The organism is Streptomyces daqingensis (assembly GCF_014645895.1).
Classification (GTDB): Bacteria; Actinomycetota; Actinomycetes; order Streptomycetales; family Streptomycetaceae; genus Streptomyces; species Streptomyces daqingensis.
Map to the genome: position 1 here is coordinate 66,682 of NZ_BMMP01000021.1, position 19,228 is coordinate 85,909.

14 protein-coding genes and 1 pseudogene are annotated in these 19,228 nt (G+C 71.4%); 2 read left to right on the forward strand and 13 right to left on the reverse strand.

The genetic code is table 11. The features are described from left to right. Positions 1-28: 28 nt before the first annotated feature. The 6 genes and pseudogenes from recX to IEY56_RS25130 all read right to left on the reverse strand — a co-directional run bounded on the left by recX (position 29) and on the right by IEY56_RS25130 (position 4,702). On the reverse strand, positions 29-862 hold the full coding sequence (recX, locus tag IEY56_RS25105; RefSeq protein ID WP_373292183.1) for a recombination regulator RecX: 834 nt from the start codon (positions 860-862) through the stop codon (positions 29-31). Positions 863-865: 3 nt separating this feature from the next. Then, a pseudogene (gene recA / locus IEY56_RS25110) lies at positions 866-1,959 on the reverse strand (recombinase RecA). Positions 1,960-2,231: 272 nt separating this feature from the next. After that, positions 2,232-2,426 (reverse strand): DUF3046 domain-containing protein, encoded by a 195-nt coding sequence (locus IEY56_RS25115; protein ID WP_189039556.1) that lies wholly within the window; start codon positions 2,424-2,426, stop codon positions 2,232-2,234. 149 nt (positions 2,427-2,575) lie between these two features. Next, the gene (locus IEY56_RS25120; RefSeq protein ID WP_189039557.1) at positions 2,576-2,881 is read right to left on the reverse strand and encodes an AzlD domain-containing protein; all 306 of its coding nucleotides are present in this window, start codon (positions 2,879-2,881) and stop codon (positions 2,576-2,578) included. Further along, complete coding sequence (locus tag IEY56_RS25125) at positions 2,878-3,750, reverse strand: AzlC family ABC transporter permease (protein WP_189039558.1); 873 nt, start codon at positions 3,748-3,750, stop codon at positions 2,878-2,880. Before IEY56_RS25125 ends, IEY56_RS25120 begins: the two co-directional genes overlap by 4 nt. Before the next feature lie 49 nt (positions 3,751-3,799). Next, the gene (locus tag IEY56_RS25130) at positions 3,800-4,702 is read right to left on the reverse strand and encodes an AraC family transcriptional regulator (RefSeq protein WP_189039559.1); all 903 of its coding nucleotides are present in this window, start codon (positions 4,700-4,702) and stop codon (positions 3,800-3,802) included. Between the two features lie 101 nt (positions 4,703-4,803). On the opposite strand from IEY56_RS25130, the gene IEY56_RS25135 reads away from it, so the two are divergent. Next, positions 4,804-9,525: an ATP-dependent helicase gene (locus IEY56_RS25135; RefSeq protein WP_373292184.1), complete on the forward strand. Its 4,722-nt coding sequence runs from the start codon at positions 4,804-4,806 to the stop codon at positions 9,523-9,525. 93 nt (positions 9,526-9,618) lie between these two features. Beyond that, on the forward strand, positions 9,619-10,455 hold the full coding sequence (locus tag IEY56_RS25140; RefSeq protein WP_189039560.1) for an Fpg/Nei family DNA glycosylase: 837 nt from the start codon (positions 9,619-9,621) through the stop codon (positions 10,453-10,455). A 557-nt stretch (positions 10,456-11,012) separates the two neighbouring features. Here the strand turns inward: IEY56_RS25140 and IEY56_RS25145 are convergent. The 7 genes from IEY56_RS25145 to IEY56_RS25175 form a co-directional block, all read right to left on the reverse strand. Continuing rightward, complete coding sequence (locus IEY56_RS25145) at positions 11,013-11,396, reverse strand: helix-turn-helix domain-containing protein (protein ID WP_045866250.1); 384 nt, start codon at positions 11,394-11,396, stop codon at positions 11,013-11,015. 145 nt (positions 11,397-11,541) lie between these two features. Then, a complete protein-coding gene (locus IEY56_RS25150) occupies positions 11,542-12,075 on the reverse strand; it encodes a CinA family protein (RefSeq protein WP_229712183.1) in 534 nt (177 codons plus the stop codon). Beyond that, positions 12,072-12,761, reverse strand: coding sequence for a CDP-diacylglycerol--glycerol-3-phosphate 3-phosphatidyltransferase (gene pgsA / locus IEY56_RS25155; RefSeq protein WP_189039561.1), 690 nt, complete (start codon positions 12,759-12,761; stop codon positions 12,072-12,074). The genes IEY56_RS25150 and pgsA overlap by 4 nt, the downstream gene beginning before the upstream one ends. Continuing rightward, positions 12,758-14,320, reverse strand: coding sequence for a 30S ribosomal protein S12 methylthiotransferase RimO (gene rimO, locus IEY56_RS25160; RefSeq protein ID WP_189039562.1), 1,563 nt, complete (start codon positions 14,318-14,320; stop codon positions 12,758-12,760). The genes pgsA and rimO overlap by 4 nt, the downstream gene beginning before the upstream one ends. 183 nt (positions 14,321-14,503) lie before the next feature. Further along, positions 14,504-15,313: a helix-turn-helix domain-containing protein gene (locus IEY56_RS25165; RefSeq protein ID WP_189039563.1), complete on the reverse strand. Its 810-nt coding sequence runs from the start codon at positions 15,311-15,313 to the stop codon at positions 14,504-14,506. A gap of 190 nt (positions 15,314-15,503) precedes the next feature. Continuing rightward, positions 15,504-18,221: a DNA translocase FtsK gene (locus tag IEY56_RS25170; RefSeq protein ID WP_189039564.1), complete on the reverse strand. Its 2,718-nt coding sequence runs from the start codon at positions 18,219-18,221 to the stop codon at positions 15,504-15,506. Positions 18,222-18,357: 136 nt separating this feature from the next. Next, positions 18,358-19,059: a response regulator gene (locus IEY56_RS25175; RefSeq protein ID WP_189039565.1), complete on the reverse strand. Its 702-nt coding sequence runs from the start codon at positions 19,057-19,059 to the stop codon at positions 18,358-18,360. Between the last annotated feature and the right edge of the window lie 169 nt (positions 19,060-19,228).

The window sequence follows — 19,228 nt, forward strand, 5'->3', positions numbered from 1 at the left end:
CCCGGCTACCGGATCGGGGCCGTGCCCGTCAGTCGTCCGGCAAGTAGTGCTCCAGCGACTCCCCGTCCTCGCCCTCTTCTTCCAGCGCCCGGCGGACCACACGCAGCGCGAGTCCCTCGCCGTACCCCTTGCGTGCCAGCATCCCGGCGAGGCGCCGTATGCGCTTCTCCTGGGCGAGGCCCCGGGTGCTGCGCAGTTTCCTCTCCACGAGGACGCGGGCCGTCTCCGCCTCCTGTTCGGAGTCGAGTTGCCCGACCGCTTCGTCGACGACTTCCGACTCCACACCCTTCAGGCGCAGTTCGCGGGCGAGGGCCCGGCGGGCGAGCCCCCGGCCGTGGTGCCGGGACTCGACCCAGGCGTCGGCGAACGCCGCGTCGTCGATCAGACCCACCTCTTCGAAGCGGGCGAGTACCTCCTCGGCGGCCTCGTCGGGGATCTCGCGCTTCCTCAGGGCGTCGGCGAGCTGCTTCCTGGTGCGGGGCGTCCCCGTCAGGAGGCGGAGGCAGATCGCTCGGGCGCGCTCTTCCGGGTCCTTCTCCGCGCCCCCGTCCGGACCGCCCCCGGCCGCTGCCTCTCCGCCGCGGCCGCCCCCGGCCGCTGCCTCTCCGCCGCGGCCGCCCGCGGCCGCGCTCTCGCCCCCGCCGTCGCAGTCGAGGTCGCCGTCGAGGTCGCGGTGATCCGCTTCGGGCTCCGGGCCCGCCTGCGGCCGGGCGTCAGAGCCGGAACCGGTGTCCTGTCCGTCCCTGCGCCGGGAGCCGTGTGCCATACGCCTGCGTGATGTGCGCGGTGATCCCACCTCGGCCCTCGACGAGGTGGGACCACCGCTGTCTTCGCGCACCGGCCACTGGCTGCGCCGCGTCACGGATCAGCTCTTCGCAGCGGCGGCCTTGGCGGACTTGGTCTTCGCCGTCGGTGCCGGCACCGACTTGGCCGCGGCAGGCGCTCCGTCCGCCGCCGAGCCCGCCGCGTCGGCGCCGGGCTCGCCCGTGGGCTCCTCCGGAGCCACACCGATACCCAGCTTCTCCTTGATCTTCTTCTCGATCTCGTTGGCCAGGTCCGGATTGTCGCGCAGGAAGTTGCGGGAGTTCTCCTTGCCCTGCCCGAGCTGGTCGCCCTCGTAGGTGTACCAGGCGCCGGACTTGCGGATGAAGCCGTTCTCGACGCCCATGTCGATCAGGCCGCCCTCACGGCTGATGCCCTGCCCGTAGAGGATGTCGAACTCCGCCTGCTTGAAGGGCGGAGCCACCTTGTTCTTGACGACCTTCACGCGGGTCCGGTTGCCCACCGGCTCCGTGCCGTCCTTGAGGGTCTCGATGCGGCGGATGTCGAGCCGCACCGACGCGTAGAACTTCAGCGCCCGGCCACCGGTGGTCGTCTCCGGCGAGCCGAACATCACGCCGACCTTCTCGCGGAGCTGGTTGATGAAGATCGCCGTCGTCTTCGAGTGGTTGAGCGCACCGGTGATCTTCCGCAGCGCCTGGCTCATCAGGCGAGCCTGGAGACCGACGTGCGAATCGCCCATCTCGCCCTCGATCTCCGCACGCGGGACGAGCGCCGCGACGGAGTCGATGACGATCAGGTCCAGCGCGCCGGAGCGGATGAGCATGTCGACAGGATCAGCCCGTCCGTGTCGACGCCGAGCTTCTTCGCGTACTCGGGATCGAGCGCGTGCTCCGCGTCCACGAACGCGACCGTGCCGCCCGCCTTCTGGGCGTTGGCCACCGCGTGCAGGGTCAGAGTCGTCTTTCCGGAGGACTCCGGGCCGTACACCTCGACGACACGGCCGCGCGGCAGGCCGCCGACGCCGAGCGCGACGTCGAGGGCGGTGGACCCGGTGGGGATGATCTCGACCGGGTCGTTCGGCCGCTCCCCCATGCGCATCACGGCGCCCTTGCCGAACTGCCGTTCAATCTGCGCGAGGGCTGTTTCGAGCGCCTTCTCGCGGTCGGTTTCTGCCATCGGTGCCACCCGGTTTGCTTGAGTCGATCGCTTCACGTCCACGACGCTAGCGGCTGCCACTGACAATCCGCCCGGAGCCCGCTCCGGGCGGGAAGGGGCGGGAGCGGGATGCCTCCCCCGGCCCGCCAGGAACTCCATAAGAATCGATGTTCGATTTTTGCGTCAAGTCACCCCGGATTTCTGTGGATAACTCCGGAAAGGCCTGCACATAACGGCTGCTCAGAAACGGCCGGGACGGGACCGCACCACGGAGCAGCAGCACCGCCGCCGGCTCATCTCTTCTCTGCGGGCACGTCCATGACGGCGCACACCGTGCGCCAGATCTCCTTCGCGTCCCAGCCGGCGTCCAGGGCCTCGGAGACCGTACGGCCGCCGAGTTCGGACATCACGTGGTCGCGGGCGAAGGAGTCGGCGTAGCCCTCGCCGAAGTGGTCCGCCATCCGCTGCCAGAAATCCGTCAACCGCATGGGCCCAGTATCCAGCTCCGGCTCGGCCGCCATCCGGCGCACTCGTCACGGCACGCTCACGACCCCCGGCAGCAGCACGGGCGCACATCGAGGCGCGTTCGCGCGACCGAGCGCCTGGGCGCCCGGAATCACTGCGGGACTCCGGCGCCTCAGCCCAGAACCCGTACCCCCGCGGTCACCAGTACCGCCACGGCGATCACCACGAGGAAGGGCGCCCGCACCAGCAGTGCCACGGCTGCGGCCGCGATCCCGGCAGCCCTCGCGTCCAGCGTCAGGGAGCCGCCCTCGCTGAACGTCTGCTGCGCGGTGAGCGCAGCGAGCAGTGCCACCGGAAGCAGCGTCACCAGCCGCTTGACGACGGGCCGCTCCAGTACGCCCTGAGGAACGGAGAGCCCGAGCAGCTTGGCCGCGTAGCAGCCCAGAGCGGTGGCGGCGATCGCGATCCACACGTTCATGACCCGTCCTCTCCACGGCCCGCCCCCGGCACGGCGTCCCGCTCCGTATGACCGGCGTCTGCCGGCTCTGTCGCGTCACGGCCAGTGCGTCCCCGTGCGTGGAACTGTCCGCGCAGCAGCAGGACCACTGGCGCGGCCAGCGCCGCGAGCAGTACGGGCACTCCCGCAGGCAGTACGGGGAGCAGGCCGAGCCCCACGACGACCGCGAGCCCGGCGGTCGCACGTTCTGCGGTACCGCGGAGCATCGGGGCCAGAAGCGCGAGGAAGACGGCGGGTCCGGCCGCGTCCAGCCCCCACGTCTTCGTGTCACCCAGTGCGTCCGCCCCCACGGCGCCCAGCAACGTCGTGAGGTTCCACAGCAGGAAGACCGTCACGCCCGTCACCGTGAACCCGATGCGGGCACTTCGCCGGTCGCGCTGTGCGAGCGCCACCGCGGCGGTCTCGTCGATCACCATGTGAGCCGCGAAGGGACGTACGGGACCCGGCACCCGCAGCAGGGTGGCCAGCCGCAGCCCGTAGAAGGTGTTGCGTACGCCCAGGAAGAAGGCGCCCGCCGCGGCGGTGAGCGGTGCGCCTCCCGCCGCGAGCGCCCCCACCAGCGCGAACTGCGACGCCCCGGTGAAGACGAAGAGGCTCAGCGCGCAGCTCTGCCACAGCTCCAGTCCGGCTCCGACCGCGGTCACCCCGAAGGCGAAACCGGACAGTCCCGCTGCGACACCGACGCCCAGGGCGTCCCGTACCACTGCACGGTCGTCGCCGCTTCCGGATGCCGGTCCAGGACGGTCATCGCCTGGCCCGGGTGCCGGTCCGGAAGGGCCGCCCGCCGCGTCAGGGCCACGGCCTTCTGGAAGATCTCTCTGTTCACGCACACCGCCACGCTAGGCGAGCGGCGAATCTGCTTCTTGTACGTTCTTGCGCTCAGCGACAGCGGGCGGCCCGCTGCTCGGTGCGGACGCGTTCAGGACCGGCGGCCCGCCCTGCCCGAAGAGAGGGCGTCCCAGGCGCCCCAAGGCGCTCCCGCTGGTACGCACCCGGCGGTACGCCCACGATGCGTCCGAAGTGACGGTTCAGATGGGACTGGTCGGTGAACCCCACGGCGGCAGCGGTCTCCGCGGGCGGCGTGCCGGCTTCGAGCAGAGCCATCGCCCTGCGCACGCGGGCATCCGTGAGCCAGGCGTGCGGCGGCATGCCGTACCGCTCGCGGTACGCGCGGAGCAGTGCGAAGGTGCTGGTGCCCAGCTCGTCGGCCAGGGCTTTCAGGGTCGGGGGCCGCGCCATGCGCTCCTCCAGGACGGCGCGGGCGCGTTCAGCTGTCCGCGCACCCGCCGTGCGTACAGCGCGCGCGGGAAGCGGTCCGCCGTGAAGCCGCAGCAGCCGTGCGACGGTGCTGCGCATCAGGCTGTCCGCAGCGAGAGCCTGGCCGGCCTCGGCCGCCCCGACCACATGCGCGATCAGTGCCGCGGACTGCGGGTCGTCCACTGCCGCGGCGGCGAAGCCCGGTGTGCCCCGCAGCGACGTGGTCTCGGCCGCGATGCGCGCGACCAGTCCGGGGGCCGCGTAGAGCACGTGGTAGCGCCACCCCTCCGGCCCGCCCTCGTGGGCGGAGTGCGGGTCCCCGGGGTTGATCAGCGCGAGACCGCCGGGCCCTGCCCGGTGCTGCGTTCCCCGGAGCGTGAAGACCTCGACGCCTTCCGCTATGGCCCCGAGGACGTAGGAGTCGTGGGTGTGCCGGGCGAACGTCTTGCGCGAATAGCGGGCGCGCAGCAGATCGACCTCCGGCAGAGCCGGATGCCGCCAGTGCCGTGCGCTCTCACCCTCCACTCCCTCATTCTGCGTCCGGGGCGCCCCTGCGGTCCCCGCCGGGTCCGCCCGATCAGCGCCGCGGCATGGCGATGTCGGTGGCCGGGTGCACGATGGACGGCATGGGTCAGTCCACGCCGGCTGCGGCGCTCGACGTCTTCTCCCCCGCGACCCGGGCGTGGTTCGCGGGGGCCTTCCGCGAGCCCACTGCCGCGCAGGCGGGTGCCTGGAGGGCCATCGCCGAGGAGTCGGACGCCCTCGTCGTGGCCCCCACCGGATCGGGCAAGACCCTTGCCGCCTTCCTCGCGTCCCTGGACGCGCTGGCCTCCTCGCCGCCGCCCGCGGACCCCCTCAAGCGCTGCCGCGTGCTGTACGTCTCGCCGCTGAAGGCTCTGGCGGTGGACGTGGAGCGCAATCTCCGCAGCCCGCTGACAGGCATCCGCCAGGAATCCCTGCGGCTCGGCCTGCCCGAACCGGACATCACGGTCGGCATCCGCTCCGGGGACACCCCCGCCGCAGAGCGGCGCTCCCTCGCCCGGCGCCCTCCTGACATCCTGATCACGACGCCCGAGTCGCTGTTCCTGATGCTCACCTCGGCCGCCCGGGAGGCCCTCTCCGGTGTGGAGACGGTCATCCTCGACGAGGTGCACGCGGTCGCGGGCACCAAGCGCGGCGCTCACCTCGCCCTGTCCCTGGAGCGGCTGGACCATCTGCTGGAGCGCCCCGCCCGGCGGATCGGCCTGTCCGCGACGGTGCGCCCCGTGGACGAGGTCGCCCGCTTCCTCTCACCGCAGCGCAAGGCCGCCGTCGTACAGCCCCCGTCCGGCAAGGAGTTCGACCTGTCGGTCGTCGTCCCGGTCGAGGACATGGGCGAGCTGGCCGGATCTCCCGTGCAGGACAGCGGCACGGACGGCAGCGGCCCGGCGGCCGGCGCGAAGCCCTCCATCTGGCCGTCCGTCGAGGAGCGGATCACCGATCTGGTGCAGGCTCACCGCTCCACCATCGTGTTCGCGAACTCCCGCCGCCTCGCCGAGCGTCTGTGCAACAGGCTCAACGAGATCGCCTACGAACGCGCGACGGGCGAGGCCATGCCGGAGCACCACACTCCGGCGGAGGTGATGGCCGAGTCGGGGTCGGCCAAGGGCGCGCCGCCGCTCCTCGCGCGCGCCCACCACGGCTCCGTCTCGAAGGACCAGCGGGCCCAGGTGGAGGAGGAGCTGAAGTCGGGCCGGCTGCCGGCGGTGGTAGCCACGTCCAGCCTGGAGCTGGGCATCGACATGGGCGCGGTCGACCTGGTGGTGCAGGTCGAGTCACCGCCGTCCGTCGCGTCCGGGCTTCAGCGGGTGGGCCGTGCCGGGCACCAGGTGGGCGCCGTGTCGGCCGGTGTCGTCTTCCCCAAGTACCGCGGCGACCTCGTCCAGTCCGCGGTCGTCACCGAGCGGATGCGCGAGGGCGCGATCGAGGCGCTGCGCGTCCCGTCCAACCCGCTGGACGTGCTGGCGCAGCAGCTGGTCGCGATGGTCTCGGTGGACACCTGGGACGTGGAGGAGCTGCTGCTGCTCGTCCGCCGCGCAGCTCCCTTCTCCTCGCTGCCGGAGTCGGCTTTCCACGCCGTGCTGGACATGCTGGCGGGCCGCTACCCCTCCGACGCCTTCGCCGAGCTCCGCCCCCGGCTGGTGTGGGACCGCGTGGCGCAGACCGTCACCGCCCGGCCCGGTGCCCAGCGGCTGGCGGTCACCTCGGGCGGCACCATTCCCGACCGCGGCCTGTTCGGCGTCTTCCTCGCCGGCTCCGACCCGAAGAAGGGCGGAGGCCGTGTCGGCGAGCTCGACGAGGAGATGGTCTACGAGTCCCGGGTGGGCGACGTCTTCACCCTGGGCACCACGTCCTGGCGGATCGAGGACATCACCCGCGACCGCGTGCTGGTCTCCCCCGCCCCGGGCGTCCCCGGCCGGCTGCCCTTCTGGAAGGGCGACCAGCTGGGCCGGCCCCTCGAACTCGGCAGGGCGCTCGGCGCATTCCTGCGGGAGGTGGGGTCCCTGCCCGCGGAGACCGCCCAGGAGCGGCTCGCCACCGCCGGGCTCGACCAGCTGGCCGTCACCAACCTCCTCACGTACCTCGCCGAGCAGCGCGAGGCCTGCGGCCACCTGCCGGACGACCGCACGATCGTGGTGGAGCGCTTCCGCGACGAGCTGGGCGACTGGCGCATCGTCGTGCACTCGCCGTTCGGCGCACAGGTGCACGCACCCTGGGCTCTCGCCCTCGGTGCCCGCCTGACCGAGCGCTACGGCATGGACGCGCAGGTCATGCACGCCGACGACGGCCTGGTCCTGCGGCTCCCGGACGCCGACCTGATGGGGCTCGACCTGCTGGACGAGGCCTCCGGGGGCGGCGGGGACGCGGGCTTCGACTCCGGCGAGGCGCCTGTCGGCGTCTCCGACGTGCTCTTCGACAAGGGCGACGTCGAGCAGATCGTCACCGACCAGGTCGGCGGCTCCGCCTTGTTCGCGGCGCGCTTCCGCGAGTGCGCCGCGCGTGCGCTGCTCCTGCCGCGCCGCAGTCCGGGCAAGCGCACGCCGCTGTGGCAGCAGCGCCAGAGGGCGGCCCAACTCCTGCAAGTGGCCTCCGAGTTCGGGTCCTTCCCCATCGTGCTGGAGGCCGTGCGGGAGTGCTTGCAGGACGTCTTCGACGTGCCGGGGCTCTCCGAGCTGATGGGCGACATCGAGTCCCGCCGGGTCCGCGTCGTCGAGGTCACGACGAACGACCCGTCACCCTTCGCGCGCTCCCTGCTGTTCGGCTACGTCGCGCAGTACCTGTACGAGGGCGACTCGCCGCTCGCGGAGCGCCGTGCAGCCGCACTGTCCCTCGACTCGCGACTGCTCTCCGAACTGCTCGGCCAGGCCGAGCTGCGGGAGCTGCTCGACGCGGAGGTGCTCGCCGAGCTGGAGCAGGAGCTGCAGTGGCTCGCCGAGGACCGCCGCGTCAAGGACGCCGAAGGCGTCGCCGACCTGCTCCGGCTGCTCGGGCCCCTGACGACGGCGGAGCTGCGAGAGCGTGGTGCCGATCCGCAGTGGGCCGCCGATCTGGAGTCCGCCAGGCGTGCCATCCGCGTACGGATCGCCGGCGAGCAGCACTTCGCGGCCGTCGAGGACGCCGGCCGGCTGCGGGACGCACTGGGCGTGGCACTGCCCGTCGGGGTCCCGGAGGCTTTCACGGAGCCGGTGCCCGACCCCCTCGGCGATCTCCTCGCCCGCTACGCCCGCACCCACGGCCCGTTCATCTCGGCCGACGCGGCCGCCCGCTTCGGGCTCGGCGCCGCCGTGGCGGAGGGCGCGCTGCACCGCCTCGCGGCGAGCGGGCGCCTCGTCCAGGGCGAGTTCCACCCGGCGGGGATCGGCCAGGAGTGGTGCGACGCGAACGTCCTCCGCCGCCTGCGCCGCCGTTCGCTGGCTTCGCTGCGGCAGGAGCTGGAGCCGGTTCCGGCACCCGCGCTCGCCGCTTTCCTCCCCCAGTGGCAGCACCTGGGTTCCGGCAGGGTGCGGGGAGTCGACGGACTGCTGCGCACGATCGAGCAGTTGCAGGGCGCGCCGGTGCCCGCGTCGGCCCTGGAGAAGCTGGTGCTGCCCGGCCGCGTCCGCGACTACGCACCGGCCATGCTGGACGAACTCACCACCACCGGCGAGGTGATCTGGGCGGGTGCCGGCTCCCTGCCGGGCAAGGACGGCTGGATCTCCCTCTACCCGGCCGACAACGCTCCTCTGCTGCTCCCGCCGCCGCTGCCGCTGGAGTTGACTCCGCTTCACCAGTCGGTGCTCGACGCCCTCGCGCCTGGCTACGGCCTGTTCTTCCGTCAGGTCGCCGACCAGGTCCGCGCGACGGCGGTTCCGGAGGCGACGGACCCCCAACTGGCCGACGCGCTGTGGGACCTGGCCTGGTACGGCCACGTCGGCAACGACTCCCTCGCTCCCCTGCGTGCCCTGCTGGGCTCGGGCCGTACGGCGGGAGCCACGGCACACCGCGCCAAGCGGGCCGCCCCCCGCGGCCGTTACGGCTCCCTGACGGCGGCAGCGACCCGCAGCGGCACGAACCGTCCGACCGCCTCGCGCAACGGCCCGCCGACGGTGGCGGGCCGCTGGTCCCTGCTGCCTGTCCCCGAGCTGGACGCGACGCATCGCGCGCACGCGCTGGCCCGCACGCTCCTCGACCGGCACGGCATCGTCACGCGGGGAGCGGTGTCCGCGGAGGGCGTGCAGGGCGGATTCTCGGCGGCGTACAGGGTGCTCGCGGCCTTCGAGGAAAGCGGCCAGGCCCGCCGCGGCTACGTCGTGGAGGGCCTGGGCGCGGCCCAGTTCGCGATGGACGGCGCCATCGATCGTCTCCGCGCCGTGCACTCCGCACGCGAACGCGAAGAGCACTTCCGGGCAGTGGTCCTGGCCGCCGCCGACCCGGCGAACGCCTACGGCGCGGCGCTGCCGTGGCCGGAGCCCCCCGAGGGGGCCACGCACAAGCCGGGGCGGAAGGCGGGCGCCGTGGTCGTGCTCGTCGACGGGGAGTTGACGCTCTACATGGAACGCGGCGGGAAGACGCTGCTCGCCTGGCCCGGCGGCTCCCAGGCGGGCGGCACCACGGAGACAGCGGCGGACGCCCAGAACCACCCCGGAGCCGCACCTGCGCTGACGACGGCCGCCGAGGCTCTGGCACGGGCGGCCCAGGACGGCGCGCTGGGGACGGTCACCGTCGAGCGTGTGAACGGGACGCCTTCGCTCTCCTCCCCGATAGGCACCATGCTGGAGAGCGCGGGCTTCCACCCGACCCCGCGAGGGCTCAGGCTCCGGGCCCGCTAGCCGGGAGAAGCCGTCCGCGGGGCGACGCGCCGGCGGGAGCCCGTCCGCCATGCGCCGCGCCCACCCTCCGTCCCGACTTCCGCAGGATGTGCGATGCCCGAAGGAGACACCGTCTGGTACAGCACGCGCCAGCTCCATGAGGCGCTCGCCGGACGCACCCTGACCCGTACGGACTTCCGTGTCCCCAAGATCGCCACCGCTGATCTCAGCGGACGGACCCTCCTCGAGGTCGTCCCCCGCGGAAAGCACATCCTCATGCGCGTCGAGGGCGGCTTCACCGTCCACTCCCACCTGGGCATGGAGGGTTCCTGGAGGGTGAGCAGCCCGCAGCGGCGCCCCCGGGGCGGGGGCGGGCCCTGGCACCAGATCCGCGCGGTGCTCACCGCCGGCTCCACCACCGCCACCGGATATCGCCTCCCCGTCCTCGAACTGCTGCCCACCGACGAGGAGTCGGGAGCGGTCGGCCATCTGGGGCCCGACCTGCTCGGCCCCGACTGGGACGCGGCCGAGGCCGAGCACCGCCTCACCGCCGACCCTGGCCGCCCGCTTGTCGAGGCCCTGCTGGACCAGCGCAACCTGGCCGGGATCGGCAATGTCTACGCTGCCGAGCTCTGCTTCCTCGCGGGCACCTCGCCCTGGACTCCCGTCGGCGAGCTTCCCGAGGATCTGCCGGGCCGCATTCTCGCCGCCGCGCACCGCCTGCTGGATGACAACAAGGGCCGCCTCGCCCGCCGTACGACGCGTGCCCCGTCAGGAGCCGACCGCGACCGGGCGGTGTGGGTCTACGGACGGACCCGCCGCCCCTGCCACCGCTGCGGGACGCCTGTCGCCGCAGGCACCCACGGGCCGCCCGACCGGCTCCGTCCGGTCTTCTACTGCCCACGCTGCCAGCCGGGCCCACGCCGGGACGAGCAAGGGACCCGCCGCTGACCCCGCACGCGTACTCCCGGCTGAGCCGCCGGACGGCCTCAGCGCCGCCCGTACGGTCTGATCCGGCGATCCTCCCGGTACCGGCCGTCTGCCGGCCGGCCGCGGTCGCCGTACGTCGTGCGCGCCCGCTGCTCGCCTCCCCGGTACGTCTCGACCCGCCCCACCGCTCTGCTGCGGCCGGAACGCCTCACCGCCCGCCGTCCGGGGCGGCGGACGCACCTCCCCCGCCCGGACCACGGCCCCCGGAGCGTGACGTGCACGGGCAGCAGCCCCAGCCCCCAGCCGAGAAGGACGAAGACCGTTCCTGGTGCCGCATGCTCCTCGGGCCACCACGCCACGAGGCAGCACCACACCACGCACAGCACCACAGGAAGGACGCTTCGGCCGCGGCCCGGCAGCCCACCGTTCAGCGCCGCCATCGCACCTCCGGGACACCAGGGAACGGCTGCATAGTGCTCATGCTCGCGCACACTCCGCGACACCGCGACCACAGCGCGAGGCCCCGCCGGGAGCCCGGCGGGGCCTCGATGAAGTACAACAGTCGGCGGTACGGGCCCTCAGGCCGCGACCACGTTCACTGCCTCTGCAGGCGCCTTGATCGTCACGCGCTCTTCCGGAACCCCTGTGACCGAGGTCACCGAGACGGGGTTCAGCACAGGGCGACGCATCGGCGCGGGCACGGTGTCACTCGCGGCGGACTCGGCCAGCTCCGCCAGAGCCAGCTCGTCGCTGACCTCGCGCATGAGCTCGGACATCCGCACATCCAGCGCATCGCAGATCGAGGACAGCAGCTCCGAAGAGGCTTCCTTCTGGCCGCGCTCGACCTCGGAGAGATACCCGAGCGAAACCCGGGCAGATGAAGAGACTTCGCGCAGGGTCCTGCCCTGGCGCTGGCGCTGCCGACGCAGCACGTCACCCAGCAGGCGACGGAGCAGAATCATCGGTGCTCCTCCCTCTCAACGCGCGGCGTCTTCCACAGCTTGATACCCACCACCCCAGGGGGTGTGAATCCTTCAGGCTCCACCGTACCGCCTCGGGCTCCAGCCGTGCGGGGAGCGATGTCTTGTTCACTCAGGGCTGCAAACATCAATTCCCCCCGTGTTGTTCCGTATCCTTCGGCCGCATCTTCCCCGTCAGTTCCTCATTAAGCAGCTTCAGCGCGTTCGTCACACTGCCTTTGCGGATTGTGGCGCGATTCCCGCCAAGCTGCAGCAGCCGGGCGTCCGCACCCCGCGGGCCTGCCACGGCGACGTAGACGGTGCCGACCTCGTTCCCGTCCTGCGGTTCCGGGCCTGCGACCCCGGTCGTGGCCACGCCCCAGGTGGACCGCAGCAGCTTCCGCACCCCCTGCGCCATCTGCCGGGCGACCTCGGCGTCCACGGCACCTCGCTCCTGCAGCAGGTCACCGTCCACTCCGAGGAGTTCCTGCTTCACGTCAGTCGCGTACGCGGTGACCGACCCCAGGAACGCCTGCGACGAGCCGGGTGCCGACGTGATCTCGGCGGCGACCATGCCACCGGTCAGAGATTCGGCCACGGCCACGGTCTCGCCCCGCTCGATCAGCAGGTCGAGCACCTCGGCGGACACGTCGAAGTAGTCCTCTTCACGCTCCTGCGTCACGACCGAACACCTCCCTCGTTCTCCGCCGACCCCTCGCGGGCACGCCCAGCCCGCCGCAGCACGACGGCCTGGCGCACGTAGTCGAAACCGGTCACGACCGTCAACGCGACCGCCACCGCCATCACCCACCAGCGCAGCGTGGCCAGCGGTCCCGTGAGGGCCAGCACGTACATGCCCACGGCCACCCCCTGCGCGAGCGTCTTCAGCTTGCCGCCGCGGCTGGCGGGAATCACTCCGTGCCGGATGACCCAGAAACGCATCGCCGTGATGCCCAGTTCCCGGAAGAGGATCACTCCGGTCACCCACCAGGAGAGATCACCCAGCGCGGACAGGCACCCCAGGGCCGTGCCCATGATCGCCTTGTCGGCGATGGGGTCGGCGATCTTGCCGAAGTCGGTGACCAGGTCGTACCGCCGGGCGAGCTCACCGTCGAAGAGATCCGTGATCATCGCGACGGTGAAGGCCGCCCAGGCGAACGAACGCCAGGCCGGGTCGTGCCCGCCCTGCGCCAGCATCAGCACCACGAAGCCCGGCACGAGCAGCAGCCGCACCATCGTGAGGATGTTGGCGATGTTCCACAGGCTTACTTTGCGGACGGCGGCGACAGCGCCGGCCGCTGGCTGAGGTCTGGGCTGGGGCTGGGCCATCGCACCACCACTCGACGCGGAGGCAGGCATTCCTGTCATGTGGCTGCCTCCTCGCTGCTTCCGCCGCCCTCGTCGCCTCCCTCGACAGCACCACCCAGAGGTTCGGCGACAAGGTCGACGCCTTCGGTGGCGACCACCTTGGCCTCGACCATACTTCCGATCACGAACTCCCGTCCCGGCAGCGCGGCGACGTCCAGCAGCACGTTGCCGTCCGTCTCGGGCGCCTGGTGCGCCGCCCTCCCCAGGACCGAGACGCCCTCGGCGCCCTCCTCGTCCTCCAGGGACTCCACGAGGACCCGCACCGTCTCACCGAGGCGCTCCTCGGCTCGCTGCGCGGACAGCTCCTCGGCGAGCCGGGAGACCCGCTCCAGGCGCTCCGCCACCACTGCCGGATCGTTCTTCTCCTCGTATCCGGCGGCTTCCGTCCCGTCCTCGTCGGAATACCCGAAGACGCCGACGGCATCCAGCCGGGCCGCGTTCAGGAAGCGCTCCAGTTCCGCGACGTCCGCCTCGCTCTCGCCGGGGAAGCCGACGATGAAGTTCGACCGGACACCCGCCTGCGGCGCCTTCGAGCGGATCGCCTCCAGCAGCTCCAGGAAGCGGTCCGTGTCCCCGAAGCGGCGCATCGCGCGCAGCACGCCCGGAGCGGAGTGCTGGAAGGACAGGTCGAAGTACGGGGCCACCTTCTCGGTGCCGGTCAGGACGTCGATCAGGCCGGGACGCATCTCCGCCGGCTGCAGGTAGCTGACTCTGACGCGCTCGATCCCGTCGACCGCGGCCAGCTCCGGCAGCAGCGTCTCCAGCAGGCGGATGTCGCCCAGGTCCTTGCCGTAGGAGGTGTTGTTCTCCGATACGAGCATCACCTCCCGCACACCCTGCTCGGCCAGCCACCGCGTCTCACCGAGTACGTCGGAGGGCCGCCGCGAGATGAACGAGCCGCGGAAGGAGGGGATGGCGCAGAAGGAGCACCGCCTGTCGCACCCCGACGCCAGCTTCACGGACGCGACCGGACTGCCGTCCAGACGGCGCCTCAGGGGAGCCCGCGGCCCCGAGGCGGGAGCAAGCCCGTCGGGCAGGTCCTCGGGCTCGGCGGACGCGCCCTGCGCGTCCGCCCCGTGGCCGGGGAGGGCCACGGCCGGTCCGGCGCTCTGCCGTTCCGCCGGGCTCACGGGCAGCAGCTTGCGGCGGTCCCGGGGAGTGTGCGGGGCGTGGACGCCGCCGCTGAGGATCGTCTGCAGCCGGTCGGAGATGTCGGCGTAGTCGTCGAAACCGAGCACGCCGTCCGCTTCGGGAAGGGCCTCCGCCAGCTCCTTGCCGTACCGCTCGGCCATGCAGCCCACAGCCACGACCGCCTGGGTGCGGTTCCCCTCGGAACCTTCCCCGGACTTCAGGTCGTTGGCCTCCAGCAGTGCGTCCACGGAGTCCTTCTTGGCGGCCTCGACGAAGCCGCAGGTGTTGACCACGGCGACGTCTGCTTCGGCGGCTTCCTCGACGAGGTCCCAGCCGTCCGCCGCGAGGCGGCCTGCGAGCTCTTCGGAGTCGACCTCGTTCCGGGCGCAGCCAAGCGTGACAAGGGCGACGGTGCGGCGTTCGGGCATGGACTCAGCGTACTTCGTCGTGTCGTGGCCACAGCCCGCAGGTGACGCTGCACTCAGACCCCCGCCGCGACCTCGCGGGAAGACCGCACCGGGCCCCGGAAACGGTTAAGTCCGAAGTCCCGCCTTCCCCCACGGGGCGGACGGCGCGACTTCGGACTTACTCGCGGCCGGAACTACCGGCGCTCAGCCTGCTTCGGGGTCGCCCCGGGTGTAGGAGACCCGCTGGACCTGGCCGTCCTCGCCCACGTCCTTGACCTCCTTGCCGTTGACGTAGAGCTTCACGCCGCCGGCGTTGCCGAGGACGAGGTTCAGGCGCTCGTCGTCGGTGAAGGTCTTGCTCTTCCCCTTCTGGAGCACACCTTCGTGTACGAGCCGGCCGTTGTGGTCCTCCGCGGAGATCCACACGTTCTGCTCGGCCGTCATCTGGACGGTCACCTTGTCCGCCGGGGCAGCGGCGATCGCGCTGTCGGACGGCTTGGGGTCCGCCGGGGGCGTATCGGTCGGGTCGGCCGACTCGGAGGACTTGTCCGGCTGCGAGGGCTGCGAGGAGGGGGTCTCCTCGGCGGCCGGCGGAGTGGCCGGTTCCTCGCCTCCGATCAGGGTGAAACCGACGAAGCCGATCACGATGACGATGGCCGTGACCATGGCCACGGTCCAGTTGGGCCTTCGCCGTTCCGGACGGATCCGCTCGGCCTCGAAGAGCGCTGCCGGCGCGGTCGGCTGAGGACGGCCGCCGTGCTCGGCGTCGTACTGCGCGACGAGCTCCTGGGGATCCAGTCCGACCTCGCGGGCGAGCGTGCGGATGTGTCCGCGTGCGTAGACGTCGCCGCCGCACCGGGAGAAGTCATCCGCTTCGATGGCCTGGACGATGGGGACGCGCACTCTCGTCGACGTGCTGACTTCGTCGATGCTCAGTCGGGCGTCGTTACGGGCTTGTTGGAGGGCTTGACCGACTGATGGCCGGTCCTCTTCCGCTGCGTTGCCGATGGACACGGGGGCGCCTTTCGAGCGTGTAGCCACCTGCTGGACGTTCAGTCTAGGGGCGGAGCAAAAGAGTGGGGCAAGCGGGCGGACGAAGTTTGTACGCCATCGGGATCGTCGTACCTCCCGACATTGAACGCTTCCGTCCGCTCCCGTCTCCAAATTGACGTACGCGCGACGGAAACGGTTGCCTCACTCGTCCTTATGGGTGAGGTTCCCCGCGGATCACGGCCAGCACACCCTCGAGTTCGTCAGGTTTGATCAGCACGTCGCGCGCCTTGGACCCCTCGCTGGGCCCGACCACGCCCCTCGACTCCATCAGGTCCATCAGCCGCCCGGCCTTGGCGAAGCCGACCCGCAGCTTCCGCTGCAGCATCGACGTCGAGCCGAACTGCGTGGAGACGACGAGTTCCGCCGCCTGGCAGAGCAGATCGAGGTCGTCGCCGATCTCCTCGTCGATCTCCTTCTTCTTGCTCTGCCCGACCGTCACGTCCTCGCGGAAGACCGGGGCCATCTGGGCCTTGCAGTGCTCCACGACCGCGTGGATCTCGTCCTCGTCGATGTAGGCGCCCTGCATACGCACCGGCTTGTTGGCGCCCATCGGGAGGTAGAGGCCGTCACCCTTACCGATGAGTTTCTCGGCACCCGCTTGGTCGAGGATGACGCGGCTGTCCGCGAGGGACGACGTCGAAAAGCCCAGCCTGGAGGGCACGTTGGCCTTGATGAGGCCGGTGACGACGTCGACGGAAGGACGCTGCGTCGCCAGCACCAGGTGGATGCCCGCCGCCCGGGCGAGCTGCGTGATCCGCACGATCGCGTCCTCGACGTCACGAGGGGCCACCATCATCAGGTCCGCCAGCTCGTCGACGATGACGAGGAGGTACGGGTAAGGCGACAGCTCCCGCTCGCTGCCCTCCGGCGCCGAGATCTTCCCGCTGCGGACGGCCGCGTTGAAGTCGTCGATGTGGCGGTACCCGAAGGCGGCCAGGTCGTCGTAGCGCAGGTCCATCTCCCGCACGACCCACTGCAGCGCTTCGGCCGCCTTCTTGGGATTGGTGATGATCGGGGTGATCAGGTGCGGGATGCCCTCGTACGACGTCAGCTCCACGCGCTTCGGGTCGACGAGGACCATCCGCACGTCGTCGGGCGTGGCCCTGGCGAGAATCGAGGTGATGAGGCAGTTGATGCAGGAAGACTTACCGGAGCCCGTCGCGCCGGCGATCAGCATGTGCGGCATCCGCGTCAGGTCGGCCGAGACGTAGCCTCCCTCGACGTCCTTGCCCAGCCCGACGAGCATGGGGTGCTCCTCGCCCGCTGCCTCCGCCGAACGCAGCACGTCGCCGAGGTTGACCATCTCGCGGTCGCTGTTGGGGATTTCGATGCCGACGGCGGACTTGCCGGGGATCGGGCTGATGATGCGCACGTCGGGGCTGGCCACCGCGTACGCGATGTTCTTCGTCAGCGCCGTGATCTTCTCGACCTTCACGGCGGGCCCGAGCTCGATGACGTAACGCGTCACCGTCGGACCGCGGGTGAAGCCCGTTACCGCCGCGTCGACCTTGAACTCGCTGAAGACCGTCGTCAGCGACTCGACGACGCGGTCGTTGGCGGCACTGCGCGTACGCCCGGGACCGCCCCTCGTCAGCAGATCGAGTGAAGGCAGCGCGTAGGTGATGTCGTTGGACAGCTGCAGCTGCTCCGCACGGGAGGGCAGCCCGCCGGTCTTCTCTTCCGGAACCGGCTTCTTCGTCAGATCGGGTACGGGCGTGTGTTCGACCTCGCCGGGTTCCCGCGGTGCGGCCGCCCCCTTGGAGCTCGCCCGCTCCTCCGCGGCCCGGCGGCGCTCGCCCGAGGACACGCCGTTGCTCAGGTCCGCGACGAGCGGCGAAGGCTGGACGCCGTGCAGCAGCGCCCCGTCCAGCGATGCCGCGGCAGCCGCCGCCACATCGACGGAATCGCTCTCCCGTTCCCCGGCGTCTCCGGCCCGCCTCGACCGCCCCTTCGACGAGCGGCGCCGGTCGAGCGCCTCCTTCTCGGCATGTGCCGGATCCAGGTAGTCCTTGCGCATGCTGTGCGCGCGAGGCCGTCCCCCGCGAGCAGGCCGCTCGTACTCCCCGTCGTCCTCGAACTCCCCCGCGGACTCCGGGTCGTGGACGATCCCGAGCCGCACCCCGAGGGCGCGCAGCCGTCGCGGAATGGCGTTCACGGGCGTGGCCGTGACCACCAGCAGGCCGAACACCGCGACCAGCACCAGCAGCGGCACGGCCAGCACCTCGCCGACCACCTCGATCAGCGGCCGGGAGGCAGCCCAGCCGATCAGGCCGCCCGCGTCCTGGATCGACGCGTGGCCCTCCCCGCGCCCCGGCGCTCCGCACCCGATGTGCACGAGCCCCAGCCCGCCGACGACGAGCGCCGAAAGGCCCACGACGATACGCCCGTTGGCCTCCGGCTTCTCCGGGTGGCGGATGAGCCGTACGGAGATCACGCCCAGGAGTATCGGCACCAGCAGATCGAGACGGCCGAACGCCCCCGTGATGAGCATCTTGACCAGCTCACCAACGGGCCCTTTGAGGTTCGACCACGTGCCCGCCGCCACGACGAGCGCGATGCCCAGCAGCAGCAAGGCCAGCCCGTCCTTGCGGTGTGCCGGGTCCAGGGCCTTCGTACTGCGCCCTATGCCCCGGAACAGCGCTCCGACCGCATGTGCGACGCCGAGCCAGCACGCGCGCACCAGACGGTAGACACCCGCTGTCGGCGAAGGGGCGGGCTTGGCAGCGGACTTGGCTTTCGCCTTGGCTGCCGGCTTCTTGGCCGGTGCCTTCTTGGCGGTGGCCTTCTTCGCCGGCGGCCTTTTCGCGGCAGCCTTCTTCGCGGGAGCTTTGGCGGCTGCCTTTCCGGTGCCTGACGTACGAGAGGCCATGGTGGTGAGGTTACCGCCGCGGCGCGTCCGAGGCACGAACGGGCGGCCATGACAGGCGGTCAGCCCCGAGGGGCCGAAAACCAGTCCGCTACGGAAGGAGGACGCTGCGGGCCAGGCGAGACCCGGTCAGATCCGGTCAGTTCTGCGACGGGACCTGCGCCGAGGCGCTGCCGCCCGTACCCGGTTCGAGGGCGTCGAGGGCACGGCGAAGACCGGAGAGCTTCCGCTCGAGGTGCGCGGCCGTCGCGACAGTGGCCGACTCCGCGTTGTCGCCGAGCTGCCTCGAGAGCGCCTCCGCCTGCTCCTCGACGGCAGCGAGGCGGGCCGACAGTTCGGAGAGCAGACCGGGCGGTTCGCCCGCCTCGTCGGATTGGCCCTCCGAGAACTGTCCCGAACCGCTGCCGTTCTCCAACTGCAGCCGCAGCAGCGAAGCCTGCTCACGGAGCTGGACGTTCTTCATGTAGAGCTCGACGAAGACCGAGACCTTGGCGCGGAGCACCCACGGGTCGAACGGCTTGGAGATGTAGTCCACCGCGCCGGCCGCATAGCCCCGGAACGTGTGGTGGGGGCCGTGGTTGATGGCCGTGAGGAAGATGATCGGGATGTCCCGCGTACGCTCCCTGCGCTTGATGTGGGCGGCGGTCTCGAAGCCGTCCATCCCAGGCATCTGGACGTCCAGCAGAATGACCGCGAAATCGTCCGTCAGCAGTGCCTTGAGCGCTTCCTCCCCTGACGATGCCCGCACCAGCGTCTGATCGAGCGCGGAGAGGATGGCCTCCAGCGCCAGCAGATTCTCCGGCCGGTCATCGACCAGGAGGATCTTGGCCTTCTGCACCATGGCCCGTCCTCCTCGCCCCGGCAGCCCCTCGGACGCCGCCCGTGGAAGCGGCTCTTCGAAGCCGCCCGTCCTTGTGCGGGTCATCGTAGCCGCACGCCGCGGTTCACCACACCCTGTCACCGTGATGTCACTGTGCACACATCAGAAACGCATCAGAGGAACAAAAGGT

Excerpts from the sequence above, each read along its gene's own strand:
- IEY56_RS25115 (WP_189039556.1), bottom strand. The coding sequence starts at position 2,426 with ATGCGGTTGACGGATTTCTGGCAGCGGATGGCGGACCACTTCGGCGAG.
- IEY56_RS25120 (WP_189039557.1), bottom strand. The coding sequence starts at position 2,881 with ATGAACGTGTGGATCGCGATCGCCGCCACCGCTCTGGGCTGCTACGCG.
- IEY56_RS25135 (WP_373292184.1), top strand. The coding sequence starts at position 4,804 with ATGGGTCAGTCCACGCCGGCTGCGGCGCTCGACGTCTTCTCCCCCGCG.
- IEY56_RS25140 (WP_189039560.1), top strand. The coding sequence starts at position 9,619 with ATGCCCGAAGGAGACACCGTCTGGTACAGCACGCGCCAGCTCCATGAG.
- IEY56_RS25145 (WP_045866250.1), bottom strand. The coding sequence starts at position 11,396 with ATGATTCTGCTCCGTCGCCTGCTGGGTGACGTGCTGCGTCGGCAGCGC.
- pgsA (WP_189039561.1), bottom strand. The coding sequence starts at position 12,761 with ATGACAGGAATGCCTGCCTCCGCGTCGAGTGGTGGTGCGATGGCCCAG.
- rimO (WP_189039562.1), bottom strand. The coding sequence starts at position 14,320 with ATGCCCGAACGCCGCACCGTCGCCCTTGTCACGCTTGGCTGCGCCCGG.
- IEY56_RS25170 (WP_189039564.1), bottom strand. The coding sequence starts at position 18,221 with ATGGCCTCTCGTACGTCAGGCACCGGAAAGGCAGCCGCCAAAGCTCCC.
- IEY56_RS25175 (WP_189039565.1), bottom strand. The coding sequence starts at position 19,059 with ATGGTGCAGAAGGCCAAGATCCTCCTGGTCGATGACCGGCCGGAGAAT.